Source organism: Streptococcus oralis, assembly GCF_026782085.1.
In the GTDB taxonomy this organism is placed as follows: domain Bacteria; phylum Bacillota; class Bacilli; order Lactobacillales; family Streptococcaceae; genus Streptococcus; species Streptococcus oralis_DA.
Map to the genome: position 1 here is coordinate 54,285 of NZ_JAKUVW010000007.1, position 26,613 is coordinate 80,897.

General features: G+C 43.4%; 27 protein-coding genes and 1 pseudogene. 25 read left to right on the forward strand and 3 right to left on the reverse strand.

What is annotated here, in order from left to right; genetic code table 11:
• The first annotated feature begins 33 nt into the window (after positions 1-33).
• The 5 genes and pseudogenes from MK395_RS09680 to MK395_RS09700 all read left to right on the forward strand — a co-directional run bounded on the left by MK395_RS09680 (position 34) and on the right by MK395_RS09700 (position 4,811).
• Entirely contained in the window at positions 34-705 is a 672-nt protein-coding gene (locus MK395_RS09680) for a tRNA (adenine(22)-N(1))-methyltransferase (protein ID WP_268711768.1), read from the forward strand.
• Positions 699-1,496, forward strand: coding sequence for a Nif3-like dinuclear metal center hexameric protein (locus tag MK395_RS09685; protein ID WP_268711769.1), 798 nt, complete (start codon positions 699-701; stop codon positions 1,494-1,496). Before MK395_RS09680 ends, MK395_RS09685 begins: the two co-directional genes overlap by 7 nt.
• Before the next feature lie 16 nt (positions 1,497-1,512).
• Positions 1,513-2,616 (forward strand): NAD(P)/FAD-dependent oxidoreductase, encoded by a 1,104-nt coding sequence (locus tag MK395_RS09690; RefSeq protein WP_268711770.1) that lies wholly within the window; start codon positions 1,513-1,515, stop codon positions 2,614-2,616.
• Between the two features lie 207 nt (positions 2,617-2,823).
• Positions 2,824-3,843: a UDP-glucose 4-epimerase GalE gene (gene galE / locus MK395_RS09695; protein ID WP_084943037.1), complete on the forward strand. Its 1,020-nt coding sequence runs from the start codon at positions 2,824-2,826 to the stop codon at positions 3,841-3,843.
• Positions 3,827-4,811, forward strand: a pseudogene (locus tag MK395_RS09700) (glycosyltransferase family 2 protein). Before galE ends, MK395_RS09700 begins: the two are co-directional and overlap by 17 nt.
• 74 nt (positions 4,812-4,885) lie before the next feature.
• On the opposite strand, the gene MK395_RS09705 reads toward MK395_RS09700, so the two are convergent.
• On the reverse strand, positions 4,886-5,089 hold the full coding sequence (locus MK395_RS09705) for a ferredoxin (protein WP_002874767.1): 204 nt from the start codon (positions 5,087-5,089) through the stop codon (positions 4,886-4,888).
• A 45-nt stretch (positions 5,090-5,134) separates the two neighbouring features.
• Here MK395_RS09705 and MK395_RS09710 point away from each other — a divergent pair, with 45 nt between their 5' ends.
• The 10 genes from MK395_RS09710 (at position 5,135) to whiA (ending at position 12,194) form a co-directional block, all read left to right on the forward strand.
• Positions 5,135-5,641, forward strand: coding sequence for an SAG1386/EF1546 family surface-associated protein (locus MK395_RS09710; RefSeq protein WP_000410186.1), 507 nt, complete (start codon positions 5,135-5,137; stop codon positions 5,639-5,641).
• 9 nt (positions 5,642-5,650) lie between these two features.
• The gene (gene cmk / locus MK395_RS09715) at positions 5,651-6,325 is read left to right on the forward strand and encodes a (d)CMP kinase (protein WP_268711772.1); all 675 of its coding nucleotides are present in this window, start codon (positions 5,651-5,653) and stop codon (positions 6,323-6,325) included.
• 118 nt (positions 6,326-6,443) lie between these two features.
• A complete protein-coding gene (locus MK395_RS09720) occupies positions 6,444-6,950 on the forward strand; it encodes a dihydrofolate reductase (protein ID WP_268711773.1) in 507 nt (168 codons plus the stop codon).
• Positions 6,950-7,120 (forward strand): hypothetical protein, encoded by a 171-nt coding sequence (locus MK395_RS09725; protein WP_000442252.1) that lies wholly within the window; start codon positions 6,950-6,952, stop codon positions 7,118-7,120. Before MK395_RS09720 ends, MK395_RS09725 begins: the two co-directional genes overlap by 1 nt.
• A gap of 31 nt (positions 7,121-7,151) precedes the next feature.
• A complete protein-coding gene (gene clpX, locus MK395_RS09730) occupies positions 7,152-8,384 on the forward strand; it encodes an ATP-dependent Clp protease ATP-binding subunit ClpX (protein WP_002874765.1) in 1,233 nt (410 codons plus the stop codon).
• Between the two features lie 8 nt (positions 8,385-8,392).
• On the forward strand, positions 8,393-8,980 hold the full coding sequence (gene yihA, locus MK395_RS09735) for a ribosome biogenesis GTP-binding protein YihA/YsxC (RefSeq protein ID WP_268711774.1): 588 nt from the start codon (positions 8,393-8,395) through the stop codon (positions 8,978-8,980).
• Positions 8,981-8,989: 9 nt separating this feature from the next.
• Positions 8,990-9,370: a RidA family protein gene (locus MK395_RS09740; protein WP_001140417.1), complete on the forward strand. Its 381-nt coding sequence runs from the start codon at positions 8,990-8,992 to the stop codon at positions 9,368-9,370.
• Between the two features lie 51 nt (positions 9,371-9,421).
• Complete coding sequence (rapZ, locus tag MK395_RS09745; protein WP_268711775.1) at positions 9,422-10,312, forward strand: RNase adapter RapZ; 891 nt, start codon at positions 9,422-9,424, stop codon at positions 10,310-10,312.
• Entirely contained in the window at positions 10,309-11,286 is a 978-nt protein-coding gene (locus MK395_RS09750; RefSeq protein ID WP_001231059.1) for a YvcK family protein, read from the forward strand. The genes rapZ and MK395_RS09750 overlap by 4 nt, the downstream gene beginning before the upstream one ends.
• The gene (whiA, locus tag MK395_RS09755) at positions 11,283-12,194 is read left to right on the forward strand and encodes a DNA-binding protein WhiA (RefSeq protein WP_125441278.1); all 912 of its coding nucleotides are present in this window, start codon (positions 11,283-11,285) and stop codon (positions 12,192-12,194) included. Before MK395_RS09750 ends, whiA begins: the two co-directional genes overlap by 4 nt.
• 32 nt (positions 12,195-12,226) lie before the next feature.
• Here the strand turns inward: whiA and MK395_RS09760 are convergent, their stop codons facing one another.
• Positions 12,227-13,195, reverse strand: coding sequence for an NAD(P)/FAD-dependent oxidoreductase (locus tag MK395_RS09760; protein ID WP_268711776.1), 969 nt, complete (start codon positions 13,193-13,195; stop codon positions 12,227-12,229).
• Between the two features lie 136 nt (positions 13,196-13,331).
• On the opposite strand from MK395_RS09760, the gene cdaA reads away from it, so the two are divergent.
• The 9 genes from cdaA to MK395_RS09805 all read left to right on the forward strand — a co-directional run bounded on the left by cdaA (position 13,332) and on the right by MK395_RS09805 (position 22,340).
• Entirely contained in the window at positions 13,332-14,189 is an 858-nt protein-coding gene (gene cdaA / locus MK395_RS09765) for a diadenylate cyclase CdaA (protein WP_125825806.1), read from the forward strand.
• Positions 14,176-14,958: a CdaR family protein gene (locus MK395_RS09770; RefSeq protein WP_001230923.1), complete on the forward strand. Its 783-nt coding sequence runs from the start codon at positions 14,176-14,178 to the stop codon at positions 14,956-14,958. The genes cdaA and MK395_RS09770 overlap by 14 nt, the downstream gene beginning before the upstream one ends.
• A gap of 28 nt (positions 14,959-14,986) precedes the next feature.
• The gene (glmM, locus tag MK395_RS09775) at positions 14,987-16,339 is read left to right on the forward strand and encodes a phosphoglucosamine mutase (RefSeq protein WP_007521280.1); all 1,353 of its coding nucleotides are present in this window, start codon (positions 14,987-14,989) and stop codon (positions 16,337-16,339) included.
• Between the two features lie 73 nt (positions 16,340-16,412).
• Positions 16,413-16,787, forward strand: coding sequence for a DUF1149 family protein (locus tag MK395_RS09780; RefSeq protein WP_195216801.1), 375 nt, complete (start codon positions 16,413-16,415; stop codon positions 16,785-16,787).
• Positions 16,788-16,789: 2 nt separating this feature from the next.
• Entirely contained in the window at positions 16,790-17,638 is an 849-nt protein-coding gene (locus MK395_RS09785) for a DegV family protein (RefSeq protein ID WP_000762168.1), read from the forward strand.
• Positions 17,639-17,903: 265 nt separating this feature from the next.
• Positions 17,904-18,671 (forward strand): 4-hydroxy-tetrahydrodipicolinate reductase, encoded by a 768-nt coding sequence (gene dapB, locus MK395_RS09790; protein WP_000027862.1) that lies wholly within the window; start codon positions 17,904-17,906, stop codon positions 18,669-18,671.
• Complete coding sequence (locus MK395_RS09795) at positions 18,668-19,867, forward strand: CCA tRNA nucleotidyltransferase (RefSeq protein WP_008284388.1); 1,200 nt, start codon at positions 18,668-18,670, stop codon at positions 19,865-19,867. Before dapB ends, MK395_RS09795 begins: the two co-directional genes overlap by 4 nt.
• Entirely contained in the window at positions 19,864-21,732 is a 1,869-nt protein-coding gene (locus tag MK395_RS09800) for an ABC-F family ATP-binding cassette domain-containing protein (RefSeq protein WP_268711777.1), read from the forward strand. The genes MK395_RS09795 and MK395_RS09800 overlap by 4 nt, the downstream gene beginning before the upstream one ends.
• Positions 21,729-22,340: a hypothetical protein gene (locus MK395_RS09805; protein ID WP_268711778.1), complete on the forward strand. Its 612-nt coding sequence runs from the start codon at positions 21,729-21,731 to the stop codon at positions 22,338-22,340. Before MK395_RS09800 ends, MK395_RS09805 begins: the two co-directional genes overlap by 4 nt.
• A 53-nt stretch (positions 22,341-22,393) precedes the next feature.
• On the opposite strand, the gene MK395_RS09810 is transcribed toward MK395_RS09805, so the two are convergent.
• Entirely contained in the window at positions 22,394-23,587 is a 1,194-nt protein-coding gene (locus tag MK395_RS09810) for a cation diffusion facilitator family transporter (protein ID WP_268711779.1), read from the reverse strand.
• A 307-nt stretch (positions 23,588-23,894) separates the two neighbouring features.
• Between MK395_RS09810 and MK395_RS09815 the strand changes: the two genes are divergently transcribed.
• Complete coding sequence (locus MK395_RS09815; protein WP_000032428.1) at positions 23,895-26,591, forward strand: cation-translocating P-type ATPase; 2,697 nt, start codon at positions 23,895-23,897, stop codon at positions 26,589-26,591.
• The last annotated feature ends 22 nt before the right edge of the window (positions 26,592-26,613 follow it).

Below are 26,613 nucleotides of genomic sequence, written 5' to 3' on the forward strand. Positions count from 1 at the left end.
AAGAGGTAATAGAGTTTTGGAAAGTGAGAGAAGATGATTTCAAAGAGATTAGAATTGGTGGCGTCCTTTGTACCACAGGGAGCTATTTTACTAGATGTGGGAAGTGACCATGCTTATCTGCCCATCGAGTTAGTTGAGAGAGGCCAAATCAAAAGCGCCATTGCAGGGGAAGTGGTGGAAGGTCCTTATCAGTCTGCGGTTAAAAATGTTGAGGTTCACGGTCTAAAGGAGAAAATCCAAGTCCGTTTAGCCAATGGCTTAGCGGCATTTGAAGAGGCTGACCAAGTCTCTATTATCACCATTGCTGGTATGGGTGGCCGTTTGATTGCTACAATTTTGGAAGAAGGCTTGGACAAGCTAGCTAATGTAGAACGTTTGATCCTCCAACCCAATAATCGTGAAGACGACTTGCGCATTTGGTTACAAGAGCACGGATTTCAGATTGTAGCAGAAAGCATTCTAGAAGAAGCTGGTAAGTTCTATGAGATCTTGGTGGTGGAAGCGGGACAAATGAAGCTATCAGTCAGTGATGTTCGCTTTGGTCCCTTCTTGTCCAAAGAAGTCAGCCCAGTCTTCGTTCAAAAGTGGCAAAAAGAAGCAGCTAAGTTAGAGTTTGCTCTTGACCAAATCCCAGAGAAAAATCGAGAAGAACGTCAAGTTCTAGCTCATAAAATTCAAGCCATCAATGAGGTGCTTCCATGCTAGCAAGTGAAGTAATACAAGCTTATGAAGCCTTTTGCCCTCAGGAATTCTCAATGGAGGGTGACAGTCGTGGCCTGCAAATCGGTACTTTAGACAAGGATATCCAAAGGGTCATGGTTGCCCTTGATATTCGTGAAGACACGGTGGCAGAGGCTATTGAAAAGGGTGTGGATTTGATTATCGTTAAGCACGCGCCTATCTTTCGTCCCATCAAGGACTTGGTAGCCAGCCGTCCGCAAAATCAGATTTACATCGACCTTATCAAGCATGACATTGCCGTTTATGTCAGTCACACCAATATTGACATCGTTGAGAATGGTCTCAATGACTGGTTTTGCCAGATGCTAGGCATTGAGGAAACGACATATCTCCAGGAAACAGGTCTAGAACGTGGAATTGGGCGTATTGGAAATATCCCGACTCAGACATTTGGGGAATTGGCCCAGCATGTTAAGCAAGTCTTTGATCTAGATAGTCTTCGCATGGTGCATTATCAAGAGAGTGATTTGAAGAAGGAAATTTCAAGAGTTGCCATTTGCGGTGGTAGTGGTCAGTCTTTCTATCCTGATGCTTTGGCAAAGGGGGCAGATGTCTATATTACTGGTGATATCTACTACCACACAGCTCAGGATATGCTGTCTGATGGCTTGTTGGCGCTGGACCCGGGTCACTATATCGAAATTCTTTTTGTCGAAAAAATTGCTGACCTCCTTAATCAATGGAAGGCAGAAAAGGATTGGACCATTGATATCATACCTAGCCAAGCATCGACCAATCCTTTCCACCATATCTAGTTAGGAAGTGAAGACAATGAAAAAAGTTGCCATTATTGGAGCAGGGATTGTAGGGGCAACTGCTGCCTACTACCTCTCTAAAGAAACTGACTTAGAGATAACTGTTTTTGACCATGGTCAGGGTCAGGCAACCAAGGCAGCAGCGGGAATTATCAGTCCTTGGTTTTCCAAACGTCGCAATAAAGCCTGGTATAAGATGGCGCGCTTGGGAGCTGACTTTTATGTGGATTTGTTGGCTGATTTAGAAAAATCTGGTCAGGAAATCGACTTTTACCAGCGTTCGGGAGTTTTTCTCTTGAAAAAGGATGAATACAAGTTAGAAGAACTCTATGAACTAGCACTCCAGCGTAGGGAAGAATCTCCCTTGATAGGTCAGTTAGCCATTTTAGACCAAGCATCTGCAAATGAATTATTTCCTGGCTTGCAGGGATTTGACCGCCTGCTCTATGCTTCTGGTGGAGCGAGAGTAGATGGCCACCTCTTAGTGACTCGTTTGCTAGAAGCCAGTCAAGTCAAGCTGGTCAAAGAAAAAGTGAGTCTGACACCTTTAGCATCCGGTTACCAGATTGGTGAAGAGATGTTTGATCAGGTTATTTTGGCGACAGGAGCTTGGTTGGGGGACATTTTGGAACCTTTAGGATATGAGGTAGATGTTCGTCCCCAAAAGGGGCAACTCCGAGATTATCAGCTCTCTAAAGACCTAGCATCTCACCCTGTTGTCATGCCAGAAGGGGAGTGGGATTTGATTCCTTTTGCAGGTGGGAAATTGTCCCTAGGAGCTACCCATGAAAATGATATGGGATTTGATTTGACGGTAGATGAAACCTTGCTTCAACAAATGGAGGAAGCAGCCTTGCCATACTACCCAGCCTTGGCTGGAGCTACTATAATAGGTGAGCGATTAGGGATCCGTGCCTACACCAGTGATTTCTCCCCATTTTTTGGACAAGTGCCAGGATTGGCAGGTGTCTATGCGGCTAGTGGTCTAGGTTCTTCAGGTCTCACAACGGGGCCGATCATCGGTTACCATCTAGCCCAGCTGGTCCAAGACAAGGAGTTGACCTTGGACCCAGTAAACTATCCAATTGAAAACTATGTCAAACGAGTAAAAAGCGAATAATACTCAATGAAAATCAAAGAACAAACTAGGAAGCTAGCCGAAGGCTGTACTTGAGTACGGTAAGGCGACGCTGACGTGGTTTGAAGAGATTTTCGAAGAGTATAAGCATTTTACTAAAATTTTAGCAGGTGGTTTAGGATGTCAAATGACATTCCCTATCAAAAATGATAAAATAAGAAAAAATAATCCGAGAATCGAGGAAGAAAGATGCAAGAAAAGATTTTGGTAACTGGTGGTGCTGGATTTATCGGAACCCACACTGTTATTGAGTTGATCCAAGCAGGTCATCAAGTGGTTGTGGTGGATAATCTTGTCAATAGCAATCGTAAAAGTTTAGAAGTTGTTGAAAGAATCACAGGAGTTGAGATTCCTTTTTATGAGGCAGATATCCGTGACACAGATACACTCAGAGATATTTTCAAGCAGGAAGAACCGACTGGTGTCATTCACTTTGCGGGTTTGAAGGCTGTTGGTGAATCAACACGTATCCCTCTTACCTACTATGACAACAATATCGCAGGAACTGTCAGCCTTCTAAAAGCCATGGAAGAAAATAACTGTAAGAACATCATCTTCAGTTCTTCGGCGACAGTTTACGGAGATCCTCACACTGTTCCAATCTTAGAAGATTTCCCACTTTCAGTGACCAATCCATACGGTCGTACCAAGCTTATGCTAGAGGAAATTCTGACCGATATCTACAAGGCAGACTCAGAATGGAATGTGGTCTTGCTGCGTTACTTCAACCCAATCGGAGCACATGAGAGCGGTGACTTGGGAGAAAATCCTAACGGAATTCCAAACAATCTCTTGCCTTATGTTTCACAAGTAGCAGTGGGCAAACTAGAACAAGTACAAGTGTTTGGAGATGATTACGATACAGAAGATGGAACCGGTGTTCGTGACTATATCCACGTCGTAGACCTAGCTAAAGGTCACGTTGCAGCTTTGAAAAAGCTTCAAAAAGGTTCAGGTCTTAATGTTTATAACCTTGGAACTGGTAAAGGTTACTCCGTTCTTGAAATTATCCAAAACATGGAAAAAGCAGTGGGACGTCCTATTCCTTACCGCATCGTAGAACGCCGCCCAGGTGATATCGCTGCCTGCTACTCAGACCCAGCAAAAGCCAAAGCAGAGCTCGGATGGGAAGCAGAACTCGACATCACCCAAATGTGTGAAGACGCATGGCGTTGGCAAAGCAAGCATCCAAATGGATTTGAAGACTAAGATGATGATTTCAATCATCGTTCCTTGTCTAAACGAAGAGGAAGTACTTCCTCTTTTTTATCAGTCTGTGGAAGCTCTGCTCCCTGACTTGGGAGCAGAACTCGAATATGTATTTGTAGACGATGGCTCAAGCGATGGGACCTTGGAGCTTTTGAAGGCCTATCGGGAGCAAAATCCTGCGGTCCGTTATGTCTCATTCTCACGAAATTTTGGGAAAGAGGCAGCCTTATACGCAGGCTTGCAGCATGCAACTGGAGACTTGGTGGTCGTGATGGATGCAGACCTTCAGGATCCTCCTAGTATGCTACTTGAGATGAAAGCCTTACTAGACCAAAATGCAGACATAGACTGTGTTGGGACACGGAGAACTAGTCGGGAGGGAGAACCCTTTTTCCGTAGTCTCTGTGCGGACCTCTTTTACCGCCTCATGCAAAAAATCAGCCCAGTAGCCTTGCCCTCAGGTGTCCGTGATTTTCGCATGATGAGAAGGTCTGTGGTAGATGCTATTTTAACACTGACCGAATCCAATCGTTTTTCTAAGGGACTCTTTGCCTGGGTGGGTTTTAAAACGCACTATCTTGATTATCCAAACGTTGAACGACAGGCTGGCAAGACCAGTTGGAGTTTTAGACAACTCTTTTTCTACTCGATTGAAGGAATTCTTAACTTTTCAGATTTTCCCTTGAGTATAGCCTTTGTAGCGGGACTTCTATCTTGTTTTATTTCTTTTGTGATGACTATTTTTGTAGTGTTTCGGACTCTTATCTTGGGAAATCCGACATCTGGTTGGACCTCTTTGATGGCTGTCATTCTCTTTCTTGGAGGGATTCAACTCCTGACCATTGGGATTCTCGGAAAGTATATTAGTAAGATTTATCTAGAGACCAAAAAAAGACCACTCTATCTCGTCAAAGAAAAAAGTGGCCTTTCTATTATTGAAGGAAAAAAATAACCAAAAAAGACTATAATTTTACCTAGAAATATGCTAAACTAGTAGGTGTGGGAAAAATGAGAAAAAACAATTATATTTATTCCCTGCTTCCTACGATGGATCTTTTAGAAGCGCTCTTGTAGGACAATTTTTGATGGCCTCCAGAACATCGCTGGTCTCAGCGATTTCTCTTTGCAATTCAACTGGATCATCGTAAAATCGAACGATTCCATTATCATGGTAATCAAAGAGTTCAGAATAGGTTTGGCAAAGCCCGCAGGCGATGCACCGTTCGGGTATAAGTGTGACTTTCATATTTATATTGTAATAAGAAAATGTAAAAAAAACAAGGAGTAAGGTATGGAAAAAGAACCGTGGCAAGAAGATATTTACGAAAACAATGAGGAAGAAACAAGATCAGAGCGTCGACACCGGAAACAAAAAGGGAAAGGCGTTGTTGCCAATCGTGTCTTGACGGTTCTAGCTAGCCTCTTCTTTGTAATCGTTGTAGCGATGGTAGTTGTATTGATTTACCTATCAACCGGAGGAAGCAATCGTACTTCATCTTTGAAGGACTTCTATGATGCATCGTCTCCTTCTACAAGTGCAAGTTCTAAAGTGGAAGCATCATCATCTTCAAGTAGCAAGGTAGAGGAAACAGCTTCTTCTGAATCAACACCTTCAGAGAGCAGTTCGGAAGAACATACAGAGGGTGAAGGAACACTTACAGTACAGCCTGGAGAGGGAGAAGCAGCTCTTGCTCAACGTGCAGGGATTTCCATTGCCCAGCTAGAAGCCCTAAATCCTTCTCACATGTCATCTGGATCTTGGTTTGCCAACCCAGGTGATGTGATTAAGACAAGATAGGAGTCGGTCATGAAGACAATTCAAATTGCTATCGATGGTCCAGCTTCGAGTGGTAAGAGTACGGTCGCAAAGATTGTCGCTAAGGATTTTGGTTATACTTATCTCGATACAGGTGCTATGTACCGTGCTGCGACTTATATAGCGCTCCAACACCAGTTGAATGCAGGAAATGTAGACCAACTTCTTGAGCTTCTTAACCAACACCCCATTAGTTTTGGTCGTTCAGAAACAGGTGAGCAACTTGTTTTTGTAGGAGATGTTGATATTACGCATCCGATTCGTGAAAATGAAGTGACCAACAAGGTTTCAAGCATCGCTGCTATTCCTGAAGTGCGTGAAAAACTGGTTTCTCTCCAGCAAGAGATTGCTCAGCAAGGTGGTATCGTTATGGATGGGCGTGATATCGGGACAGTTGTTTTACCACAAGCTGAACTCAAGATTTTCTTAGTGGCTTCTGTTGAAGAAAGAGCAGAGCGTCGTTACAAGGAAAATATTGCCAAAGGCATTGAGACAGATTTGGAAACGTTGAAAGAAGAGATTGCTGCGCGTGACTACAAGGACAGTCATCGTGAAACCTCACCTCTCAAACAGGCTGAGGATGCAGTTTACCTTGACACAACTGGACTAAGTATCCAAGAAGTGGTTGAAAAAATCGAATCAGAAGCAAAAAAATATATATCCTAGGGACGAGAGGAGCAGGCTGAATGAAGCCTGCTCCTTTTCTCTCTTTTGCGCGCGTTTCAAAACAGCCTTTTTGGGAGAATTTTGATAAAATAGTAGTATCAATAAAAAGGACGGAAGCATGACAAAGAAAATCATAGCCATTTGGGCCCAAGATGAAAAAGGTGTGATTGGGAAAGAAAATCGTCTCCCTTGGCATTTGCCGGCAGAGTTGCAACATTTTAAGGAAACAACTTTAAATCATGCTATACTGATGGGACGAGTGACCTTCGATGGCATGGGACGTCGTCTGCTTCCAAAACGGCAAACCCTGATTTTAACGCGCAATAGCGAAGAAATCATAGATGGGGCGCTCGTATTTCAAGATGTGGAGTCTGTTTTAGCGTGGTATCAGAGTCAGGAAAAAAATCTCTATATCATTGGCGGAAAACAGATTTTTCAGGCTTTTGAGCCTTATTTAGATGAAATCATCGTGACACAGATTCATGCTCAGGTGGAGGGAGATACCTATTTTCCTGAGGAGTTTGATTTGTCTCGTTTTGAGACAGTTGCAAGCAAATCTTACACCCGAGATGAGAAAAACGACTATGATTTTATCATCGAATACCGAGATAGAAAGGAAGTCTAATGGAGCGCAGTATATTTGGATTTTTTACAGCTTTTTTGTGTGTGATCTGTATTTTGACTGGAGCACAGGCTTTTCGTAAGAAGCGCTATGGACTGTCTGCCTTACTCTGGTTGAATGCTTTTACCAATCTGGTCAACAGTGTCCACGCTTTTTATATGACCTTATTTTAGATAGAATGATAAATTAGAATGGAAGGAAATCATGCCTACAAATAGGAAAAATGATATGATGGTTTATTGCTCATTTTGTGGCAAAAGCCAAGAAGAAGTAAAGAAAATAATCGCTGGGAACAACGCCTTTATCTGTAATGAATGTGTGGAGTTGGCCCAGGAAATCATTCGGGAGGAGTTGGCCGAGGAAGTCTTGGCAGACTTGTCTGAAGTACCAAAACCAATCGAACTCCTCAATATCTTAAACCACTATGTGATTGGTCAGGATCGTGCCAAACGTGCCTTGGCAGTGGCTGTATACAATCACTATAAACGCATCAATTTCCACGATACGCGTGAAGAGTCAGAAGATGTGGATTTGCAGAAGTCAAACATCTTGATGATTGGTCCAACTGGATCAGGGAAAACTTTCTTGGCTCAGACTTTGGCAAAGAGCTTGAACGTGCCTTTCGCTATTGCAGATGCGACAGCTCTGACTGAGGCTGGGTATGTGGGTGAGGACGTAGAAAATATCCTCCTCAAACTCTTGCAGGCTGCTGACTTTAACATCGAACGTGCAGAACGTGGGATTATCTACGTAGATGAAATTGACAAAATTGCCAAGAAGAGCGAGAATGTGTCTATCACACGTGACGTTTCGGGCGAAGGGGTACAACAAGCCCTTCTCAAGATTATCGAGGGAACTGTCGCTAGCGTACCGCCTCAAGGAGGACGCAAACATCCACAACAAGAGATGATTCAGGTGGATACTAAAAATATCCTCTTTATCGTGGGTGGTGCTTTTGATGGCATCGAAGAAATCGTTAAACAACGTCTGGGAGAAAAAGTCATCGGTTTTGGCCAAAATAACAAGGCAATTGACGAAAACAGCTCCTACATGCAAGAAATCATCGCAGAAGATATTCAAAAATTTGGTATTATCCCTGAGTTGATTGGACGCTTGCCTGTCTTTGCTGCTCTTGAGCAATTGACAGTTGATGACTTGGTTCGTATCTTGAAAGAGCCAAGAAATGCCTTGGTCAAACAATACCAAACCTTGCTTTCCTATGACGATGTCGAGTTGGAATTTGACGATGAAGCCCTTCAGGAAATCGCCAATAAGGCCATCGAACGCAAAACTGGTGCGCGTGGTCTTCGCTCAATCATTGAAGAAACCATGCTAGATGTTATGTTTGAAGTGCCAAGTCAAGAAAATGTGAAATTGGTTCGCATCACGAAAGAAGCTGTCGATGGAACGGAAAAACCCATCCTAGAAACAGCCTAGAGGTGACTATGGAAATCAATACACACAATGCTGAAATCTTGCTCAGTGCGGCAAACAAGTCCCACTATCCGCAGGATGACCTACCAGAGATTGCCCTTGCAGGACGTTCAAATGTTGGCAAATCTAGCTTTATCAACACCATGTTGAACCGAAAGAATTTGGCCCGTACATCAGGAAAACCTGGGAAAACCCAGTTACTCAACTTTTTCAACATTGATGACAAGATGCGCTTTGTGGATGTGCCTGGTTATGGCTATGCCCGCGTTTCCAAAAAGGAGCGTGAAAAGTGGGGGCGCATGATTGAGGAGTACCTAACGACTCGGGAAAATCTCCGTGCGGTCGTCAGTTTGGTGGATCTCCGTCACGACCCGTCAGCAGATGATGTGCAGATGTACGAATTTCTCAAGTATTATGAGATTCCAGTTATCATCGTTGCGACCAAGGCAGACAAGATTCCTCGTGGTAAGTGGAACAAGCACGAATCAGCAATCAGAAAGAAATTAAACTTTGACCCAAATGACGACTTCATCCTCTTTTCATCTGTCAGCAAGGCAGGGATGGATCAGGCTTGGGATGCAATATTAGAAAAATTGTGAGGGAAAGAAATGGCAAAAACAATTCATACAGACAAAGCTCCAAAAGCAATCGGACCTTATGTTCAAGGGAAAATCGTTGGCAATCTTTTGTTTGCGAGCGGTCAAGTTCCCCTATCTCCTGAAACTGGAGAAATTGTAGGAGAAACGATCCAAGAACAGACCGAACAAGTTTTGAAAAACATTGCTGCTATTTTGGCTGAAGCAGGAACAGACTTTGACCATGTTGTTAAAACAACTTGCTTCTTGAGCGATATGAACGACTTTGTTCCTTTTAACGAGGTTTACCAGACTGCCTTTAAAGAGGAGTTCCCAGCTCGTTCAGCTGTAGAGGTTGCACGTCTTCCTCGTGATGTAAAAGTCGAAATTGAAGTGATCGCAGAGATTGGATAAGCTAGTTGAAGTTTGGCTCTGCCAAACTTTTTTTGATATAAGGAGAGATAGATGACAAAGAAACAACTTCACCTGGTAATTGTAACAGGGATGAGTGGTGCAGGGAAAACGGTAGCCATTCAGTCCTTCGAGGATTTGGGATATTTCACTATTGACAATATGCCACCAGCCCTCTTGCCAAAGTTTTTGCAGTTGGTAGAGACCAAGGATGATGACCACAAACTGGCCTTGGTAGTCGATATGCGGAGCCGTTCCTTCTTTTTAGAGATTCAGGCCGTTTTGGATGAATTGGAAAACCAAGATGATTTGGATTTCAAAATTCTCTTTTTAGACGCCGCAGATAAGGAATTGGTGGCACGCTATAAGGAAACTAGAAGAAGTCACCCTCTAGCTGCTGATGGTCGGATTTTAGATGGCATCAAGCTGGAACGTGAACTCTTAGCACCTTTGAAAAACATGAGCCAAAACGTGGTGGATACTACAGAACTCACTCCGCGTGAACTGCGTAAAACCATTGCTGAGCAATTTTCAGACCAAGAACAAGCCCAGTCTTTCCGTATCGAGGTCATGTCTTTTGGATTCAAGTATGGTATCCCTATTGATGCAGACTTGGTCTTTGATGTCCGTTTCTTGCCAAATCCATACTACCTCCCTGAACTCCGTAATCAGACAGGTGAGGATCAAGCAGTTTATGACTATGTGATGAATCATGAAGAGTCTGAAAGTTTTTATCAGCACTTACTCGCCTTGATTGAGCCCATTTTGCCAAGTTACAAAAAAGAAGGAAAGTCTGTTTTAACCATTGCAGTAGGATGTACAGGTGGACAACACCGTAGTGTTGCTTTTGCAAAACGAATCGCTGAGGACCTTGCTAAAAACTGGCCTGTCAATGAAAGCCATCGTGACAAAGACAGAAGAAAGGAAACGGTAAACCGTTCATGAGAAAACCAAAGATAACTGTAATTGGTGGAGGAACAGGTATCCCCGTCATTTTGAAAAGCTTGCGAGAAAAGGATGTTGATATCGCAGCCATCGTAACGGTAGCTGATGATGGTGGCTCTTCTGGTGAACTAAGAAAGAATATCCAACAGCTGACACCACCAGGAGATCTTCGCAATGTCCTGGTAGCCATGTCGGATATGCCTAAGTTTTATGAGAAGGTTTTTCAGTACCGTTTCTCAGAAGAGGCTGGAGCTTTTGCGGGTCATCCGCTAGGAAATATTATCATTGCTGGCCTATCTGAAATGCAAGGGTCCACTTATAATGCCATGCAGCTGCTAAGTCTCTTTTTCCACACAACAGGAAAAATCTACCCCTCAAGCGATCAGCCTTTGACACTGCATGCAGTCTTTAAAGACGGTTCTGAGGTGGCAGGTGAGAGCCACATTGCAGATCATCCCGGCATGATCGACCATGTCTATGTGACCAATACCTTGGATGATGAAACACCGCAAGCCAGCCGTCGAGTAGTCAATACCATTCTCGAGAGTGACATGATTGTCTTGGGGCCTGGTTCCCTCTTTACATCGATTTTGCCCAATATTGTCATCGAGGAGATTGGACAGGCACTCTTGGAGACCAAGGCGGAGATCGCCTATGTCTGCAATATCATGACCCAGCGTGGGGAAACAGAGCACTTTTCAGACAGTGACCACGTGGAAGTCCTCCATCGACACTTAGGTCGGCCATTTATTGATACGGTCTTGGTTAATATCGAAAAGGTTCCTAGAGAATACATGGATACCAACCGTTTTGATGAATATTTGGTTCAGGTAGAGCATGATTTTGCTGGTCTTTGCAAGCAGGTCCCTCGTGTGATTTCATCCAACTTCCTTCGTTTGGAAAATGGAGGGGCCTTCCATGATGGCGATTTGATTGTAGACGAATTAATGCGCATTATACAGGTGAGAAAATGAGTTTCACAGTAGCAGTAAAAGAAGAAATTCTTGGTCAACATCATCTCAGCCGTCATGAATTGTCTGCCATTATCAAGATGTCTGGCAGTATCGGTCTCTCGACTTCAGGCTTGACCTTGTCAGTTGTAACTGAAAATGCCAAGTTAGCTCGGCACCTTTATGAGTCCTTTCTCCATTTTTATGATATCAAGTCAGAGATTCGTCACCATCAGAGAAGCAATCTTCGTAAGAATCGTGTCTATACGGTCTATACAGATGAGAGGGTGCAGGAGCTTTTAGCTGATTTGCGGCTTGCAGATTCCTTCTTTGGTTTGGAGACAGGTATCGATCCCGATATTTTAGCAGATGAAGAAGCTGGTCGTGCTTACTTATGTGGGGCCTTTCTGGCAAATGGTAGCATCCGAGATCCGGAGTCTGGCAAGTACCAGTTGGAGATCAGTTCCGTTTATCTGGACCATGCCCAAGGGTTGGCCTCTCTTCTTCAGCAGTTTTTGCTGGACGCCAAGGTCATTGAGCGCAGGAAAGGTGCGGTTACCTATCTTCAGCGGGCAGAGGACATCATGGATTTCTTGATCGTGATTGGGGCCATGCAGGCGCGTGATAATTTTGAGCGCGTCAAGATTTTGCGTGAAACCCGTAATGATCTCAATCGGGCTAATAATGCCGAGACAGCTAATATCGCTCGGACAGTTTCTGCCAGCATGAAGACTATCAATAATATCGGTAAAATCAAAGATAGAATCGGTTTGGAAAATTTACCCGTGGATTTGCAGGAGGTAGCGCAGTTGCGAATCCAGCATCCAGACTACTCTATCCAGCAGTTGGCAGATAGCTTGAGCAATCCCCTGACCAAGAGTGGTGTCAACCACAGACTGAGAAAAATAAACAAGATTGCAGATGAATTATAAAACCACGAATCAGTTGATTCGTGGTGTTTTTCTTATAAACTGGTTGAGTGTTTGGGTTGTACTTTTTGCTCAGGGTCAATGTAGTTAATGGCATTGTTAACAGCTGTTGGAGCTTCACCCAGTCCTGTAGCGATCAAATCAATCTTACCTTCATAGTAGCAGCAGTCCCCAATGGCGTAGATACCCTCTTGGCTGGATTCTTGCTTGCTATTGACGATAATCTTGTGACGGTTGAGGTCCAGACCCCAATTTTTAAGATTGCCAACAGATGATTTGAAACCATAGTTGACAAAGAGATGGTCTACTTCGATAGTTTCGGTTTCATCTGATTTGACTTTGGTGATTTCTAGTTTATCGAGTGTCTTTCCATCTCCAAGAAGTTGGCTAGGGACGAACGGTGTCTTGATGGTTACAGATGATTCTTGCAAGGCTTGCACACTATGTTCCAAGGCGCGGAAATTATCTCTGCGGTGAACAAGGGTAGTTGGGGAAATCTTTTCAAAAGCCAGAGCCCAGTCTACTGCTGAGTCCCCACCACCAAGGATGGTCACTTTCTTACCAGCGTATTGCTGGATGTTGGAAACGTGGTAGTGGATATTTTCATAATTTTCGACGTCATCTAGTTCGAGCGGACGCGGTTTAAAGGCACCACCCCCCATGGCAATGATAACTGTTTTAGTCAGGTGGCTACCTTTAGAGGTTGTAATGGCAAAGCCTTCTTCTTGTTTTTCAATCTCAAGAACTGTTTCATTGAGATGAATAGGGGTATCAAAGCCGTTTAGCTGTTCAATCAAGCGATTGGTCAACTCTTCTCCGGTTAAGTTTGGAAAACCTGGAACATCAAGGATTTGCTTTTCAGGGTAGAGGATAGCTGGTTGACCACCGAGCTGGGGAAGAGAGTCGATGATTTGGACTTTGGCTTGGCGTAGGTGGGCGTAAAAGGCAGCAAAGAGCCCGACAGGACCGCCACCTACAATGGTAATATCATAGAGTTGAGACATGATTTCTCCTTTGTTTTTTCTAGTCAGTTTATTTTATCATATTTTTGCTTAATTTAAAATGAGGTAGGATAGGGAAAAAATGGGCAAAAAATGGTATAATGATGAGTAAAGTGTTTTGACAGGGAGGAGGCCAAGGATGAATTTTCAACAATTATCCAATTTACAATACTGGACGAGTTTGTTTTCAAGTCCTTGGAGTATAGTCACCAATCTGATTGATATTCTCATTGTGACTTATATTTTATATCATTTTACTAAAGCTATTGCAGGCACCAAGATTATGATATTGGTCCGTGGAGTCTTAGTTTTTATTCTAGCCCAGATTCTTTCCAATATGATTGGTTTAACGACTATTTCCTGGTTGATCAATCAGATCATCACCTACGGGGTGATTGCAGCGGTGGTTATCTTTTCACCAGAGATTCGAACAGGTTTGGAGCGATTGGGCCGGGCTACTGATTTCTTCTCCAATGCCCCTATCAGTGCGGAAGAGCAGATGGTTCGTGCATTTGTGAAATCAGTTGAATACATGAGTCCTCGTAAGATTGGGGCGCTTGTAGTGGTTCAGCGAGTAAGAACCTTGCAGGAATACATCTCGACAGGGATTCCTTTAGATGCTAAAATTTCGGCTGAATTGCTTATCAATATTTTTATTCCCAATACTCCCTTGCATGATGGTGCTGTCATTATCAAAGAAAACCGGATTGCTGTAACTTCAGCCTATCTACCCTTGACTGAAGATACCGGGATTTCCAAGGCGTTTGGAACGCGTCACAGGGCGGCGATTGGTTTGTCGGAAGTATCAGATGCTCTTACCTTTGTGGTTTCGGAAGAAACAGGTGGAATCTCCATCACCTATAATGGAGTCTTTAAGCACGATTTGACCTTGGAAGAGTTTGAATCGGAGTTAAGAAGAATCTTACTTCCAAAATCAGAGAAAAAGCAAGGTCTGAAAGAGCGCTTGCTAGGAGGATTGAAACATGAGAAAAAATAGTCTATACATCATTTCTTCCTTCTTTTTCGCCTGCATTCTCTTTATCTATGCAACATTGACAAACTATCAGAATAGCAACAGTGCCAGACAGGTGCGGACGGAGACTTATACAAACACAGTTCTTAATGTCCCAATTGATATTCAGTATGACAGTGATCAGTATTTTATCAGTGGTTTTACATCTGAGGTGACGGTCTTTCTAACAGGCTCAAACAGAGTTGCTTTAGCGAGTGAGATGCAGGAAAGTACCCGCAAATTTAAGGTGACGGCTGATCTTTCTGATGCCAGTGTAGGAACCATCGAAGTTCCTCTAACCATTGAAAATCTTCCGAGTGGTTTGACGGCTGTTGCGACACCGCAAAAGATAACAGTGAAGGTTGGTAAAAAAGCAAAACGAGACAATGTCATTGTTGTGCCGGAGATTGATCCTAGTCAGATTGATTCTCGCGTGAAAATCGATACCGTTACTGTATCAGATGAAAAAGTAACGGTTATTAGTGATGAGGAAACCCTCTCCAAAGTAGATCGTGTCATTGCCATCTTACCGACGAGTGAACGGATAACTAGAAACTACTCGTCCTCTGTTCCTCTACAAGCAGTCGATAAAAATGGAAATGTCTTACCAAGCGTCATTATGCCGTTTGACACAACTATGAAAATTACAACAAAAACAGCAACGTCTAGTTCAAGTAACTCGTCAACAAGTTCCTCAGAAGGCAGTTCGTCTTCAACGAGTTCAGAAACAAAATCAGATTCGTCTAAACAATAATAAATAATAGAAAAGGATGATAAATAAAATGGGTAAATATTTTGGGACAGATGGAGTCCGTGGAGAAGCAAACGTAGAACTAACACCAGAATTGGCCTTTAAACTGGGACGTTTTGGTGGATATGTTCTTAGCCAACACGAAACAGAAGCCCCTAAAGTCTTTGTAGGACGTGATACACGTATCTCAGGAGAAATGTTAGAATCAGCCTTGGTGGCAGGTCTTCTCTCTGTAGGGATTCACGTCTACAAACTTGGTGTCCTTGCAACACCAGCAGTTGCTTACTTAGTCAAAACCGAGGGAGCCAGTGCAGGTGTCATGATTTCAGCGAGTCACAACCCAGCCCTTGATAATGGAATTAAATTCTTTGGTGGGGATGGCTTCAAACTTGATGACGAAAAAGAAGCAGAAATCGAAGCCTTGCTAGATGCTACTGAAGATACTCTTCCTCGTCCAAGTGCCGAAGGCTTGGGAACCTTAGTGGACTATCCAGAAGGTTTGCGTAAGTATGAAGGCTACCTTGTTTCAACTGGAACGCCTCTTGAGGGAATGAAAGTGTCCTTGGACACAGCGAACGGTGCAGCGTCTACAAGTGCCCGTCAGATTTTCGCTGATCTTGGTGCTCAGTTGACAGTTATCGGTGAGACACCAGATGGTCTTAATATCAACTTGAATGTGGGTTCAACACACCCAGAAGCTCTTCAAGAAGTGGTCAAAGAAAGCCAGTCAGCTATCGGTTTGGCCTTTGACGGAGACAGTGACCGTTTGATTGCTGTTGATGAAAATGGCGACATTGTTGATGGTGATAAGATCATGTACATCATCGGGAAATACCTTTCTGAAAAAGGCCAGTTAGCTCAAAACACCATCGTGACAACCGTTATGTCTAATCTCGGCTTCCACAAGGCTTTGGACCGTGAAGGTATCAACAAGGCAGTCACTGCAGTTGGTGACCGCTATGTCGTCGAAGAAATGAGAAAATCAGGCTATAACCTTGGTGGTGAACAGTCTGGTCACGTTATCTTGATGGATTACAATACGACAGGTGATGGACAGTTAACTGCCGTTCAATTAACAAAAGTTATACGGGAAACCGGTAAAACCTTGTCTCAACTGGCATCAGAAGTAACGATTTACCCACAAAAACTGGTCAATATCCGAGTGGAAAATGCTATGAAAGAAAAAGCCATGGAAGTACCAGCCATCAAGGCAATCATCGAAAAGATGGAAGGAGAAATGGCAGGAAACGGCCGTATCCTTGTTCGCCCAAGTGGTACCGAACCTCTATTGCGAGTTATGGCAGAGGCACCTACAACAGAAGAAGTCAATTACTATGTAGATACGATTGCTACTGTTGTTAAAGATGAGATCGGTATTGACTAAAGCCTAGAAAACTAGATGAAATGATAAAAATGTGGTACAATTGCATAGTAAATTGTAGCAATGGGAGAGAGAAATGAATCTTAAACGAGAACAAGAATTTGTTAGCCAGTATCACTTTGATGCTCGTAACTTTGAATGGGAAAATGAAAATGGGGCTCCTGAAACCAAGGTAGACGTGAATTTCCAGTTGCTCCAATACGACCAAGAAAACCAAGTAACCTCGCTAGTTGTTATCTTGAGCTTTATGATTGTCTTTGACAAATTTGTTATCAGTGGAACGATTTCTCAAGTTAACCATGTGGAAGATCGTATTGTTAACGAACCAAGTGAATTTAACCAAGAAGAAGTCGAAACCTTGGCACGTCCATGTTTGAACATGCTTAATCGTTTGACGTATGAAGTAACAGAAATCGCCTTGGATCTTCCAGGAATCAATTTGGAGTTTTAGCCATGAAATTAGCTGTCATTACAGATTCTTCAGCCTATTTAGAGGAGAGGACGCTGCAAAGAGAGAATCTATTTATCTTGGATATTCCTGTCAATATTGATGGGGAGGAGTATGTTGAAGGTGTCAATCTGACTGCTGAAGAATTTTATCAAAAAATGGCTCAGTCTGCAGAATTGCCTAAAACTAGTCAACCAAGTATTGCCAAATTGGATGAGATTCTAAGTTCCTTGAAAGATGAAGGCTATACTCATGTCTTGGGCCTCTTTCTTTCGTCAGGAATTTCAGGCTTTTATCAGAATATCCAATATATGTTAGACGAGTATGAAGGTTTGACCATTGCCTTTCCAGATACCCATATCACAAGTTCCCCTCTAGGATTTATGGTAGAGAGTGCCTTTGATTGGGCAGAACAAGGCGATGATTTTGCTCAGATTCAGGAGAAATTGGCTATCCAAATCGCCGATAACTCGGCCTTTATCATAGTAGATGACCTTGATCACTTGGTTAAGGGAGGACGTCTGTCAAATGGGGCGGCCATCCTAGGAAATCTTCTCAGTATCAAGGCCATTCTTTACTTCAATGACCAAGGTGTGATTGAGGTTTATGAAAAAGTTCGTACAGAGAAAAAAGCAATCAAACGTTTGGTGGAAATCATCAAAGAGTTGACAAAAGATGGGGACTACCGTATTACAGTCATTCATGGAAACGCTCCTCAAAAGGCAGCGGATTTACGTCAGCTTTTGATGGAGAGTGGTGTGAATTCTGAGATTCCAATTGTCAGCTTTGGTAGTGTCATTGGGACCCACCTTGGAGAAGGCAGTATCGCCTTGAGCTATACGCCAGTTGTCTAGATTGTTCTGGGCAGGCTTTGTATCTTAGAAATTGAACACGGACTATCTGCCTCTTGAAAAAAGATGCCTGTCTTGCCTTTCATGGAAAGTCAGCGCCATTCCCTATTTTTCATGGGCAGCTAACGTCCTTTGTATCTTGATAATTGAACACGCCTGGAACCCTGTGTGAAAAAGATAGTTCTTCCAAGGAGTAGACACTCCTTGATCAGAACTCCTATTTTCACTTTGTGTTCTTACAAGCTTTGTATCTTAGACAGGAGTAGAGATGAGTATTCGAGTGATTATTGCTGGGTTTAAGGGAAAGATGGGCCAGGCCGCTTGTCAGATGGTCTTGGCTGATCTAGACTTGGACTTGGTCGCAGTTTTGGATCCGTTTGAGTCTGAGTCAGAGTGGCAGGGAATTCCTGTCTTCAATGATAAGGTTGACTTGGTTGGATTTGAAGCAGATGTCTGGGTGGATTTCACCACACCAGCTGTTGCCTACGAAAATACACGCTTTGCTCTTGAAAATGGCTTTGCTCCAGTGGTTGGGACAACAGGCTTCACTAGTGAAGAAATTGCAGAACTAAAAGCATTTTCCCGTAAACAAGATTTGGGTGGCTTGATTGCCCCTAACTTTGCCTTGGGAGCTGTCTTGCTCATGCAATTTGCGGCGCAGGCTGCCAAATATTTCCCAAATGTGGAGATTATCGAGCTCCATCATGATAAGAAAAAAGATGCTCCGAGTGGAACAGCTATCAAAACAGCTGAGTTGATGGCGGAAGTTCGGGCATCAATCCAGCAAGGTGCGCCTGATGAGGAAGAATTGATTGCGGGTGCTCGTGGTGCTGACTTTGATGGCATGCGGATCCACTCAGTTCGTTTGCCAGGCTTAGTAGCTCATCAAGAAGTTATCTTTGGCAATCAGGGAGAAGGATTGACCCTTCGTCATGACTCCTATGATCGCAGCTCCTTCATGACAGGGGTCAATTTGGGAATCAAAGAAGTTGTCAAGCGTCATGAGCTTGTCTATGGATTAGAACACTTATTATGAGATTAACGCAAATGCCTTCTGAATTTCAGAAGGCTTTACCAGTATTAGAAAAAATTAAAGAAGCAGGCTTTGAGGCCTATTTTGTTGGGGGCTCTGTTCGAGATGCCCTCCTCAATCGTCCCATCCACGATGTGGATATTGCGACTTCTTCTTATCCAGAGGAGACCAAGCAGATTTTTCCGCGAACAGCCGATATTGGAATCGAGCACGGAACTGTCTTAGTTTTAGATGGGGACGAGGAGTATGAGGTAACCACCTTTCGGACCGAAGATGTCTATGTGGACTACCGCAGACCCAGTGCGGTTTCCTTTGTGCGTTCGCTAGAAGAAGACCTCAAGCGCCGTGATTTCACAGTCAATGCCTTCGCTTTGGATGAGACAGGTGAAATCATTGACTTGTTCCATGGTTTAGAAGATTTGAAATACCAAGTTTTACGAGCAGTTGGAGTGGCTAGTGAGCGTTTTAACGAAGATGCTCTGCGAATTATGCGTGGTTTCCGTTTTCAGGCCAGTCTCGGTTTTAAACTTGAGTCAGAAACTTTTGAAGCGATGAAGACTTTGACGCCACTTTTGGAGAAAATTTCTGTGGAGCGCACCTTCGTTGAGTTTGATAAGCTCTTGCTGGCACCTTTTTGGCGAGTTGGTCTGGCTTCCATGATTGAGAGTCGAGCTTATGACTATCTTCCAGATATGGCAGGAAGCCAAGACAAGCTCAACAAACTGTTTGATTTGAAGACTGATTTCACTTTTGAGTCTTCCGAACAAGCCTGGGCGGCTCTATTGTGGGCTATGGAGATTAAAGATGCACAGCCATTTTTGAAAGCTTGGAAAACCTCACGACAGTTTGCCAAGCAGGTGCAGGATTTACTGACTATTTTGGCTTTGCGAGAAGAAGGTGAGCTGAGCAAGCGTGATTGTTACCGCTTTGACTTGGATTCCCTTCTACAAGCTGAAAGTCTTCGTCAGGCCCAAGGGAAAGAAGTCAACCCACAAACCATCAAAGAAACTTACCATAGTTTGACCATTCATGACAAGAAAGAAATTCAGATTAATGGTGGAATTTTGATTAAGGAATATGGTTACCAGCCAGGACCAGACTTGGGAGAGATTTTAACAGAGATTGAGTTTGCCATTGTCGATGGAGAATTGGAAAATGATCGTCAAGCTATCCATGCTTACCTGAGGGAGAAAAAATGAGTGATTTTATCGTTGAAAAACTAAGCAAATCCGTTGGTGACAAGACCGTTTTTAAGGATATTTCCTTTATCATCCATGACTTGGATAGAATTGGTCTGATTGGTGTCAATGGGACGGGTAAGACCACTCTGTTAGATGTTCTTTCTGGTGTTTCTGGCTTTGATGGGGATGTCAGTCCCTTTTCGGCTAAGAACGACTATAAGATTGGCTACTTGACACAGGATCCTGATTTTGATGATAGCAAGACGGTCTTGGATACGGTTCTATCCAGCGACCTCAAGGAAATCCGGCTCATTCGTGAGTATGAGTTAATCATGCTCAACTACAGTGAGGATAAGCAGGCTCGTTTGGAACGGGTCATGGCAGAGATGGATTCTCTCCAAGCCTGGGAAATTGAAAGCCAGGTCAAGACGGTTCTCAGCAAGTTGGGCATTCAGAACTTATCTACTCCTGTTGGGGAATTGTCAGGCGGTCTGAGAAGACGGGTTCAGTTAGCGCAAGTTCTCCTAGGAAACCACGACCTCTTGTTACTGGACGAGCCGACCAACCATCTGGACATTGCGACCATCGAGTGGCTGACCCTCTTTTTGAAAAATTCCAAGAAGACGGTTCTCTTTATCACCCATGATCGTTATTTCCTAGATGCACTATCAACGCGGATTTTCGAGTTGGACCGAGCAGGCTTGACCGAGTATCAGGGAAATTATCAGGACTATGTTCGCCTCAAGGCTGAACAAGATGAGCGTGACGCTGCCCTTCTCCACAAGAAAGAACAACTCTATAAGCAAGAACTGGCCTGGATGCGTAGACAACCGCAAGCGCGTGCGACCAAGCAACAAGCCCGTATCAATCGTTTCCATGACTTGAAAAAGGAAGTTTCAGGTGGCGTTGCTGATACAGACTTGACCATGAACTTTGAAACCAGTCGGATTGGGAAGAAAGTCATCGAGTTTCAGGATGTTTCCTTTGCCTATGAAAACAAGCCAATTTTGCAAGATTTTAATCTCTTGGTGCAAGCCAAAGACCGTATCGGAATCGTTGGGGATAATGGTGTCGGGAAGTCAACTCTGCTTAATCTCATCGCAGGAAGTCTTGAGCCGACTAAAGGCCAAGTTATCATCGGTGAGACGGTTCGCATCGCCTATTTCTCTCAACAAATTAAAGGTTTGGATGAAAGCAAGCGCGTTATCAATTACCTGCAGGAAGTAGCAGAAGAAGTTAAGACCAGTGGTGGTTCTACGACTTCCATTGCAGAGTTGCTAGAGCAGTTTCTCTTCCCACGTTCGACGCATGGAACCTTGATTGAGAAATTGTCAGGTGGCGAGAAAAAACGCCTTTATCTTCTCAAATTGCTTTTGGAAAAACCAAATGTTCTTCTTTTGGACGAGCCGACCAATGACCTAGACATTGCAACCTTGACAGTCTTGGAGAATTTCTTGCAGAGCTTTTCAGGTCCTGTCTTGACAGTTAGCCACGACCGTTATTTCCTGGATAAGGTAGCGACCAAGATTCTCGCCTTTGAGAATGGCAAGATTCGTCCTTTCTTTGGTCATTACACCGACTACCTTGATGAAAAAAACTTTGAAACTGATATGGCCAATCAAGTGCAAAAGGCCGAAAAGGAAAAAGTGGTCAAGGTCCGTGAAGACAAGAAGCGTATGACCTACCAAGAAAAGCAGGAGTGGGGAAGCATTGAAGGGGATATTGAAGCCTTGGAAAATCGTATTGCTGCTATTGAAGAAGAGATGCAGGCAAATGGCTCTGACTTTGGCAAACTGGCGACGCTTCAGAAAGAGCTAGATGAGAAAAACGAAGAACTCCTTGAAAAATACGAACGCTATGAATACCTAAGTGAGTTGGCATGATGGAAGAAAAAGTCATTAAACATAGTCCCAAGAAAATCATTTGGAATGCCTTGTTTGGCTTGGCTTCAGTGCTTTTCTTCTTGCTGCCTCTCTCTTATCTCCATTTGTACTCGCAAAAGGGAACCAGACTTCATACGATAAGTCTGTTATTAATACTGCTTGTCCTCTTTTGTGCTGGAGTAGTCGTTTATCAGACATACAGGCTGTTAAGTTCCGATAAGGAATATTTGAGATTTACTGTCGAGGGGTTTTACTACAAACAAAATCCAAAGAAACCTAGTCATTTCTACGCTTGGGCAGATGTAGAAGACTTTTCCTTCTCTCGGATTCGAGGGAAGTATAGGGATTCTTATCGGATTGAAGTCTATTTTAAAAACAAGGAAAATGTGAAATCCCAATCCTTTCTAGCTCTGTTGAAGAGAAGGATTCTCCCTTTTCATCCGTCAGCAGATTTAATTATCCCTATCTTTCTACTAGATGTAGGACTTCCTGAAAGGGTCTATGATGCCATGAAGTACTATGAAAGAGAATGGCGCATCGAGCAAAATCGTCAAGCAAGAAAAGATGCAAAACAAGCTTCGAAAAGCAAATCTTCCAAACTTTCATAGTCTGTCTTTGCTTAAAGTAAAATAATTAAAAAGGCCCTATCCATTGGATAAGGTCATTGTTTGTCTTCTTTTTTAGTTTCTTGGTGGAAAATGTTTTGCCAAGTCTCATGGCGACGCCAGATACTGGTATGGACGATGCCATCTAGCTCATAGCAAATGAGCTTGGTTTTCTGACTAATGGAGGTAATCTGAATGTTCTTAATCGTAGCACTAAGTTCTTTTTCAGCCTTATAAGCCTCTTTATTCATCTGCTCTCCATCTTGACGGATATAGAGAAAGTCCTCAGCAAGGAGTTCTTCTAGCTGATTTCCTTGGTCAATCAATTGCTCACGCATGAGCAGTTTTTTATAGACATTGTCTAAAATCTCGTCCTCAGGTATGGGAGCTGGCTCGATATGGACATCGGTATCAAAGACTCCAAAACGCTCTTCCAGCATGGATTCGACCTGGTCCGCAATCTCATGACTTTCATAGACTGATAGGTCAGGATTCATTTCCAGGGTGATATCAAGGTAGATATTGCTACCGTAGGTCCGCCCTCTTTGGGACTTGACCTTACTAATCTTTGGAATCTCCATGATGGCCTTTTGGTAGTCCTCTAGCAGACGGTCATCAAAACCATCTGAAAGACTGAAGGAAGACTCGATAAAGATATCATAGGCTGTCTTTAAGATAAAGAAAGTGATGATGATAGCGACCAGTTTATCCACGATTGGATAATTAAAACTGCTGGCTAGGATGGCAATGGAAGTCCCAAGCGAGGTGACAGCATCGGAAAGATTGTCCTTGGCGGCAGCCTTAAGCGCCTTGGACTTAGATTTCTTACTGAGGCGAGTATTATAGAGATAAACTGCGAACATGACTGCCGCAGAGACGACTCCGAGAGTTGCACCTAGAGGGTCAATAACCGTCTGTTCCCGACTGAGAATTTTTTGAATGGTGTCCCTAAGAACATCAAAGCCAACGTAGAACATGATGATGGAAGTAATCAAACTAGCCAAATCTTCAATCTTCCAGTGACCGAAACGATGGTCACGGTCTGCAGGCTGGCGTGCCATACGAATACCGATCAGAAGAGCAACATTTCCGATAATATCTGATACGTTGTTGAAACCATCCGCTACCAAACTGGAAGAATGTAGGAGGTGGCCAGTCGCTAATTTTGCCGTAGACAAGAGGAGGTAGGTCGAAATGCTGATAATGGCACCACGTTCCGCCAACTTGAGATTTGACATGGATTGGTTCATCGGACTTCCTTTCTAGTGCTGAGATTCTGTTTTCATTATACTGGTTTTCATGGGAAAATTCAAATTTAGTCTTGTTTCATCAGATTTAAACCCTTGAAAATTATTCAAATTTTGATATAATAGTACTACTCAAGGGAGTAGCTGGCAGAAACCTGTGATAGTGTCGTCATTCCGAATTGTATACTGTAAAGTATTCTTTCCGGCGCTATCTTAAACAGCGAGACTTGTTATGATTAACATGTCTCTTTTTGTTTGTCATAAAACCAAAAGAGAGCTTGTTTTGCACACAAAGTCAAGGAGGAGACATATGTCAAAAGAACAAAAACGCCAAGCGTTTTATACTCAAAGTCCCGAAGAAGTCTTGAAGTCGGTTGAAGCAACTGAGCAAGGCCTTTCGTCAAGCGAAGCGCAGAAACGCCTAGCTGAATATGGGCGCAATGAACTCGAAGAGGGTGAGAAAAAATCTCTCTTGGTTAAATTCATCGAACAGTTTAAGGATTTGATGATTATTATTTTGGTGGCTGCAGCCATCTTGTCCGTCATAACTTCTGGTGGGGAAGATATTGCAGATGCCATCATTATTCTAGCCGTTGTTATCATTAACGCAGCTTTTGGTGTTTACCAAGAAGGAAAAGCAGAAGAAGCCATCGAAGCCCTCAAGTCTATGTCTAGTCCAGCTGCACGTGTTATCCGTGATGGGCATATGGCTGAGATTGACTCAAAAGAATTGGTACCAGGTGATATCGTTGCCCTTGAAGCAGGTGACGTCGTACCAGCAGACCTACGTTTGCTAGAAGCTAACTCTCTCAAAATCGAAGAAGCAGCCCTAACAGGTGAGTCTGTTCCAGTCGAAAAAGACTTGACTGTCGAGCTCTCTGCAGATGCTGGTATTGGTGACCGTGTCAATATGGCCTTCCAAAACTCAAACGTGACTTATGGTCGTGGTCTTGGTGTTGTTGTCAATACAGGTATGTACACGGAAGTTGGTCATATCGCTGGCATGCTCCAAGATGCGGATGAGACGGATACACCACTCAAACAAAACTTGAACAACCTTTCTAAGGTCTTGACCTATGCAATTTTGGTTATTGCCCTTGTTACTTTTGTAGTTGGAGTCTTCATTCAAGGTAAAAATCCACTTGGTGAGTTGATGACCTCTGTTGCGCTTGCTGTTGCAGCCATCCCAGAAGGACTTCCTGCTATCGTGACTATCGTTCTTGCCCTTGGTACCCAAGTTTTGGCAAAACGAAACTCTATCGTTCGTAAGTTGCCAGCAGTAGAAACACTTGGTTCAACTGAAATCATCGCTTCTGATAAGACTGGTACGCTTACCATGAACAAGATGACCGTCGAAAAAGTCTTCTATGATGCAGTACTACATGATTCAGCTGATGACATTGAACTAGGTCTTGAAATGCCTCTTCTTCGTTCAGTTGTCTTGGCTAACGATACTAAGATTGATGCAGAAGGAAACCTGATCGGGGATCCAACGGAAACAGCCTTCATCCAGTATGCCTTGGACAAGGGTTACGATGTTAAAGGGTTCTTAGAGAAATATCCTCGTGTAGCTGAATTGCCGTTTGACTCAGATCGTAAACTCATGTCAACGGTTCATCCATTACCAGATGGTAAATTCCTCGTAGCAGTCAAGGGAGCCCCTGACCAACTCTTGAAACGTTGTGTTGCTCGGGATAAAGCTGGAGATGTCGCTCCGATTGATAATCAAGTCAATGACATAATTCACACAAACAACTCTGAAATGGCTCACCAAGCCTTGCGTGTCCTTGCGGGTGCGTATAAGATTATCGATAGTATTCCAGAAAACTTGACTTCTGAAGAGCTTGAAAACAACTTGATCTTTACTGGATTGATTGGAATGATTGACCCTGAACGTGCCGAAGCTGCAGAAGCTGTTCGTGTGGCTAAGGAAGCTGGAATCCGTCCAATCATGATTACGGGTGACCATCAAGATACTGCAGAAGCTATTGCCAAACGTTTGGGAATTATTGATGCAAATGATACAGAAGGTCACGTTTTAACTGGTGCTGAGCTCAACGAACTGTCAGATGAAGACTTTGAAAAAGTAGTTGGTCAATACTCTGTTTATGCCCGTGTGTCTCCAGAACACAAGGTTCGTATCGTCAAGGCTTGGCAAAAACAAGGTAAGGTTGTTGCTATGACAGGTGACGGTGTTAATGATGCGCCAGCTCTGAAAACAGCCGATATCGGTATCGGTATGGGAATCACTGGTACAGAGGTTTCTAAGGGAGCTTCTGACATGATTCTTGCAGATGATAACTTTGCGACTATTATCGTCGCAGTTGAAGAAGGACGTAAGGTCTTCTCAAACATTCAAAAGACTATTCAGTACTTACTTTCTGCCAATACTGCTGAAGTATTAACTATCTTCTTATCAACCTTGTTTGGTTGGGACGTCTTGCAGCCAGTTCATCTTTTGTGGATCAACTTGGTAACAGATACCTTCCCAGCTATCGCTCTTGGTGTTGAACCTGCTGAGCCTGGTGTCATGAATCATAAACCACGTGGACGAAAGGCAAGCTTCTTCTCAGGTGGTGTTTTGAGTTCTATCATCTATCAAGGTGTACTCCAAGCAGCTATTGTTATGAGTGTTTATGGACTTGCAATTGCTTACCCAGTTCATGTGGGTGACAATCATGCCATTCATGCGGATGCCCTTACTATGGCCTTTGCAACACTCGGTTTGATCCAGCTCTTCCATGCCTACAATGTCAAGTCTGTTTACCAATCCATCTTGACAGTTGGCCCATTCAAGTCTAAGACCTTTAACTGGTCTATCTTGGTATCCTTCATTCTTCTGATGGCAACAATTGTCGTAGAACCGCTTGAAGGAATCTTCCACGTAACCAAACTAGACTTGTCACAATGGGCCATTGTTCTTGCTGGAAGCTTCTCAATGATACTTATCGTCGAAATCGTTAAGTTTGTTCAACGTAAACTTGGTCTTGATAAGAACGCGATTTAATAAGAAAGTCATCTTCGGATGG

Bases quoted from the DNA above. Each gene is read 5' to 3' on its own strand.
- rapZ (WP_268711775.1), top strand. From the start codon at position 9,422: ATGACAAAGAAACAACTTCACCTGGTAATTGTAACAGGGATGAGTGGT.
- MK395_RS09800 (WP_268711777.1), top strand. From the start codon at position 19,864: ATGAGTGATTTTATCGTTGAAAAACTAAGCAAATCCGTTGGTGACAAG.
- MK395_RS09680 (WP_268711768.1), top strand. From the start codon at position 34: ATGATTTCAAAGAGATTAGAATTGGTGGCGTCCTTTGTACCACAGGGA.
- MK395_RS09760 (WP_268711776.1), bottom strand. From the start codon at position 13,195: ATGTCTCAACTCTATGATATTACCATTGTAGGTGGCGGTCCTGTCGGG.
- cmk (WP_268711772.1), top strand. From the start codon at position 5,651: ATGAAGACAATTCAAATTGCTATCGATGGTCCAGCTTCGAGTGGTAAG.
- MK395_RS09785 (WP_000762168.1), top strand. From the start codon at position 16,790: ATGAAATTAGCTGTCATTACAGATTCTTCAGCCTATTTAGAGGAGAGG.
- MK395_RS09795 (WP_008284388.1), top strand. From the start codon at position 18,668: ATGAGATTAACGCAAATGCCTTCTGAATTTCAGAAGGCTTTACCAGTA.
- clpX (WP_002874765.1), top strand. From the start codon at position 7,152: ATGCCTACAAATAGGAAAAATGATATGATGGTTTATTGCTCATTTTGT.
- MK395_RS09690 (WP_268711770.1), top strand. From the start codon at position 1,513: ATGAAAAAAGTTGCCATTATTGGAGCAGGGATTGTAGGGGCAACTGCT.
- MK395_RS09725 (WP_000442252.1), top strand. From the start codon at position 6,950: ATGGAGCGCAGTATATTTGGATTTTTTACAGCTTTTTTGTGTGTGATC.
- MK395_RS09815 (WP_000032428.1), top strand. From the start codon at position 23,895: ATGTCAAAAGAACAAAAACGCCAAGCGTTTTATACTCAAAGTCCCGAA.
- MK395_RS09805 (WP_268711778.1), top strand. From the start codon at position 21,729: ATGATGGAAGAAAAAGTCATTAAACATAGTCCCAAGAAAATCATTTGG.
- MK395_RS09740 (WP_001140417.1), top strand. From the start codon at position 8,990: ATGGCAAAAACAATTCATACAGACAAAGCTCCAAAAGCAATCGGACCT.
- MK395_RS09750 (WP_001231059.1), top strand. From the start codon at position 10,309: ATGAGAAAACCAAAGATAACTGTAATTGGTGGAGGAACAGGTATCCCC.
- galE (WP_084943037.1), top strand. From the start codon at position 2,824: ATGCAAGAAAAGATTTTGGTAACTGGTGGTGCTGGATTTATCGGAACC.
- MK395_RS09705 (WP_002874767.1), bottom strand. From the start codon at position 5,089: ATGAAAGTCACACTTATACCCGAACGGTGCATCGCCTGCGGGCTTTGC.
- whiA (WP_125441278.1), top strand. From the start codon at position 11,283: ATGAGTTTCACAGTAGCAGTAAAAGAAGAAATTCTTGGTCAACATCAT.
- MK395_RS09770 (WP_001230923.1), top strand. From the start codon at position 14,176: ATGAGAAAAAATAGTCTATACATCATTTCTTCCTTCTTTTTCGCCTGC.
- MK395_RS09780 (WP_195216801.1), top strand. From the start codon at position 16,413: ATGAATCTTAAACGAGAACAAGAATTTGTTAGCCAGTATCACTTTGAT.
- dapB (WP_000027862.1), top strand. From the start codon at position 17,904: ATGAGTATTCGAGTGATTATTGCTGGGTTTAAGGGAAAGATGGGCCAG.
- MK395_RS09710 (WP_000410186.1), top strand. From the start codon at position 5,135: ATGGAAAAAGAACCGTGGCAAGAAGATATTTACGAAAACAATGAGGAA.
- MK395_RS09685 (WP_268711769.1), top strand. From the start codon at position 699: ATGCTAGCAAGTGAAGTAATACAAGCTTATGAAGCCTTTTGCCCTCAG.
- glmM (WP_007521280.1), top strand. From the start codon at position 14,987: ATGGGTAAATATTTTGGGACAGATGGAGTCCGTGGAGAAGCAAACGTA.
- cdaA (WP_125825806.1), top strand. From the start codon at position 13,332: ATGAATTTTCAACAATTATCCAATTTACAATACTGGACGAGTTTGTTT.
- MK395_RS09810 (WP_268711779.1), bottom strand. From the start codon at position 23,587: ATGAACCAATCCATGTCAAATCTCAAGTTGGCGGAACGTGGTGCCATT.
- MK395_RS09720 (WP_268711773.1), top strand. From the start codon at position 6,444: ATGACAAAGAAAATCATAGCCATTTGGGCCCAAGATGAAAAAGGTGTG.
- yihA (WP_268711774.1), top strand. From the start codon at position 8,393: ATGGAAATCAATACACACAATGCTGAAATCTTGCTCAGTGCGGCAAAC.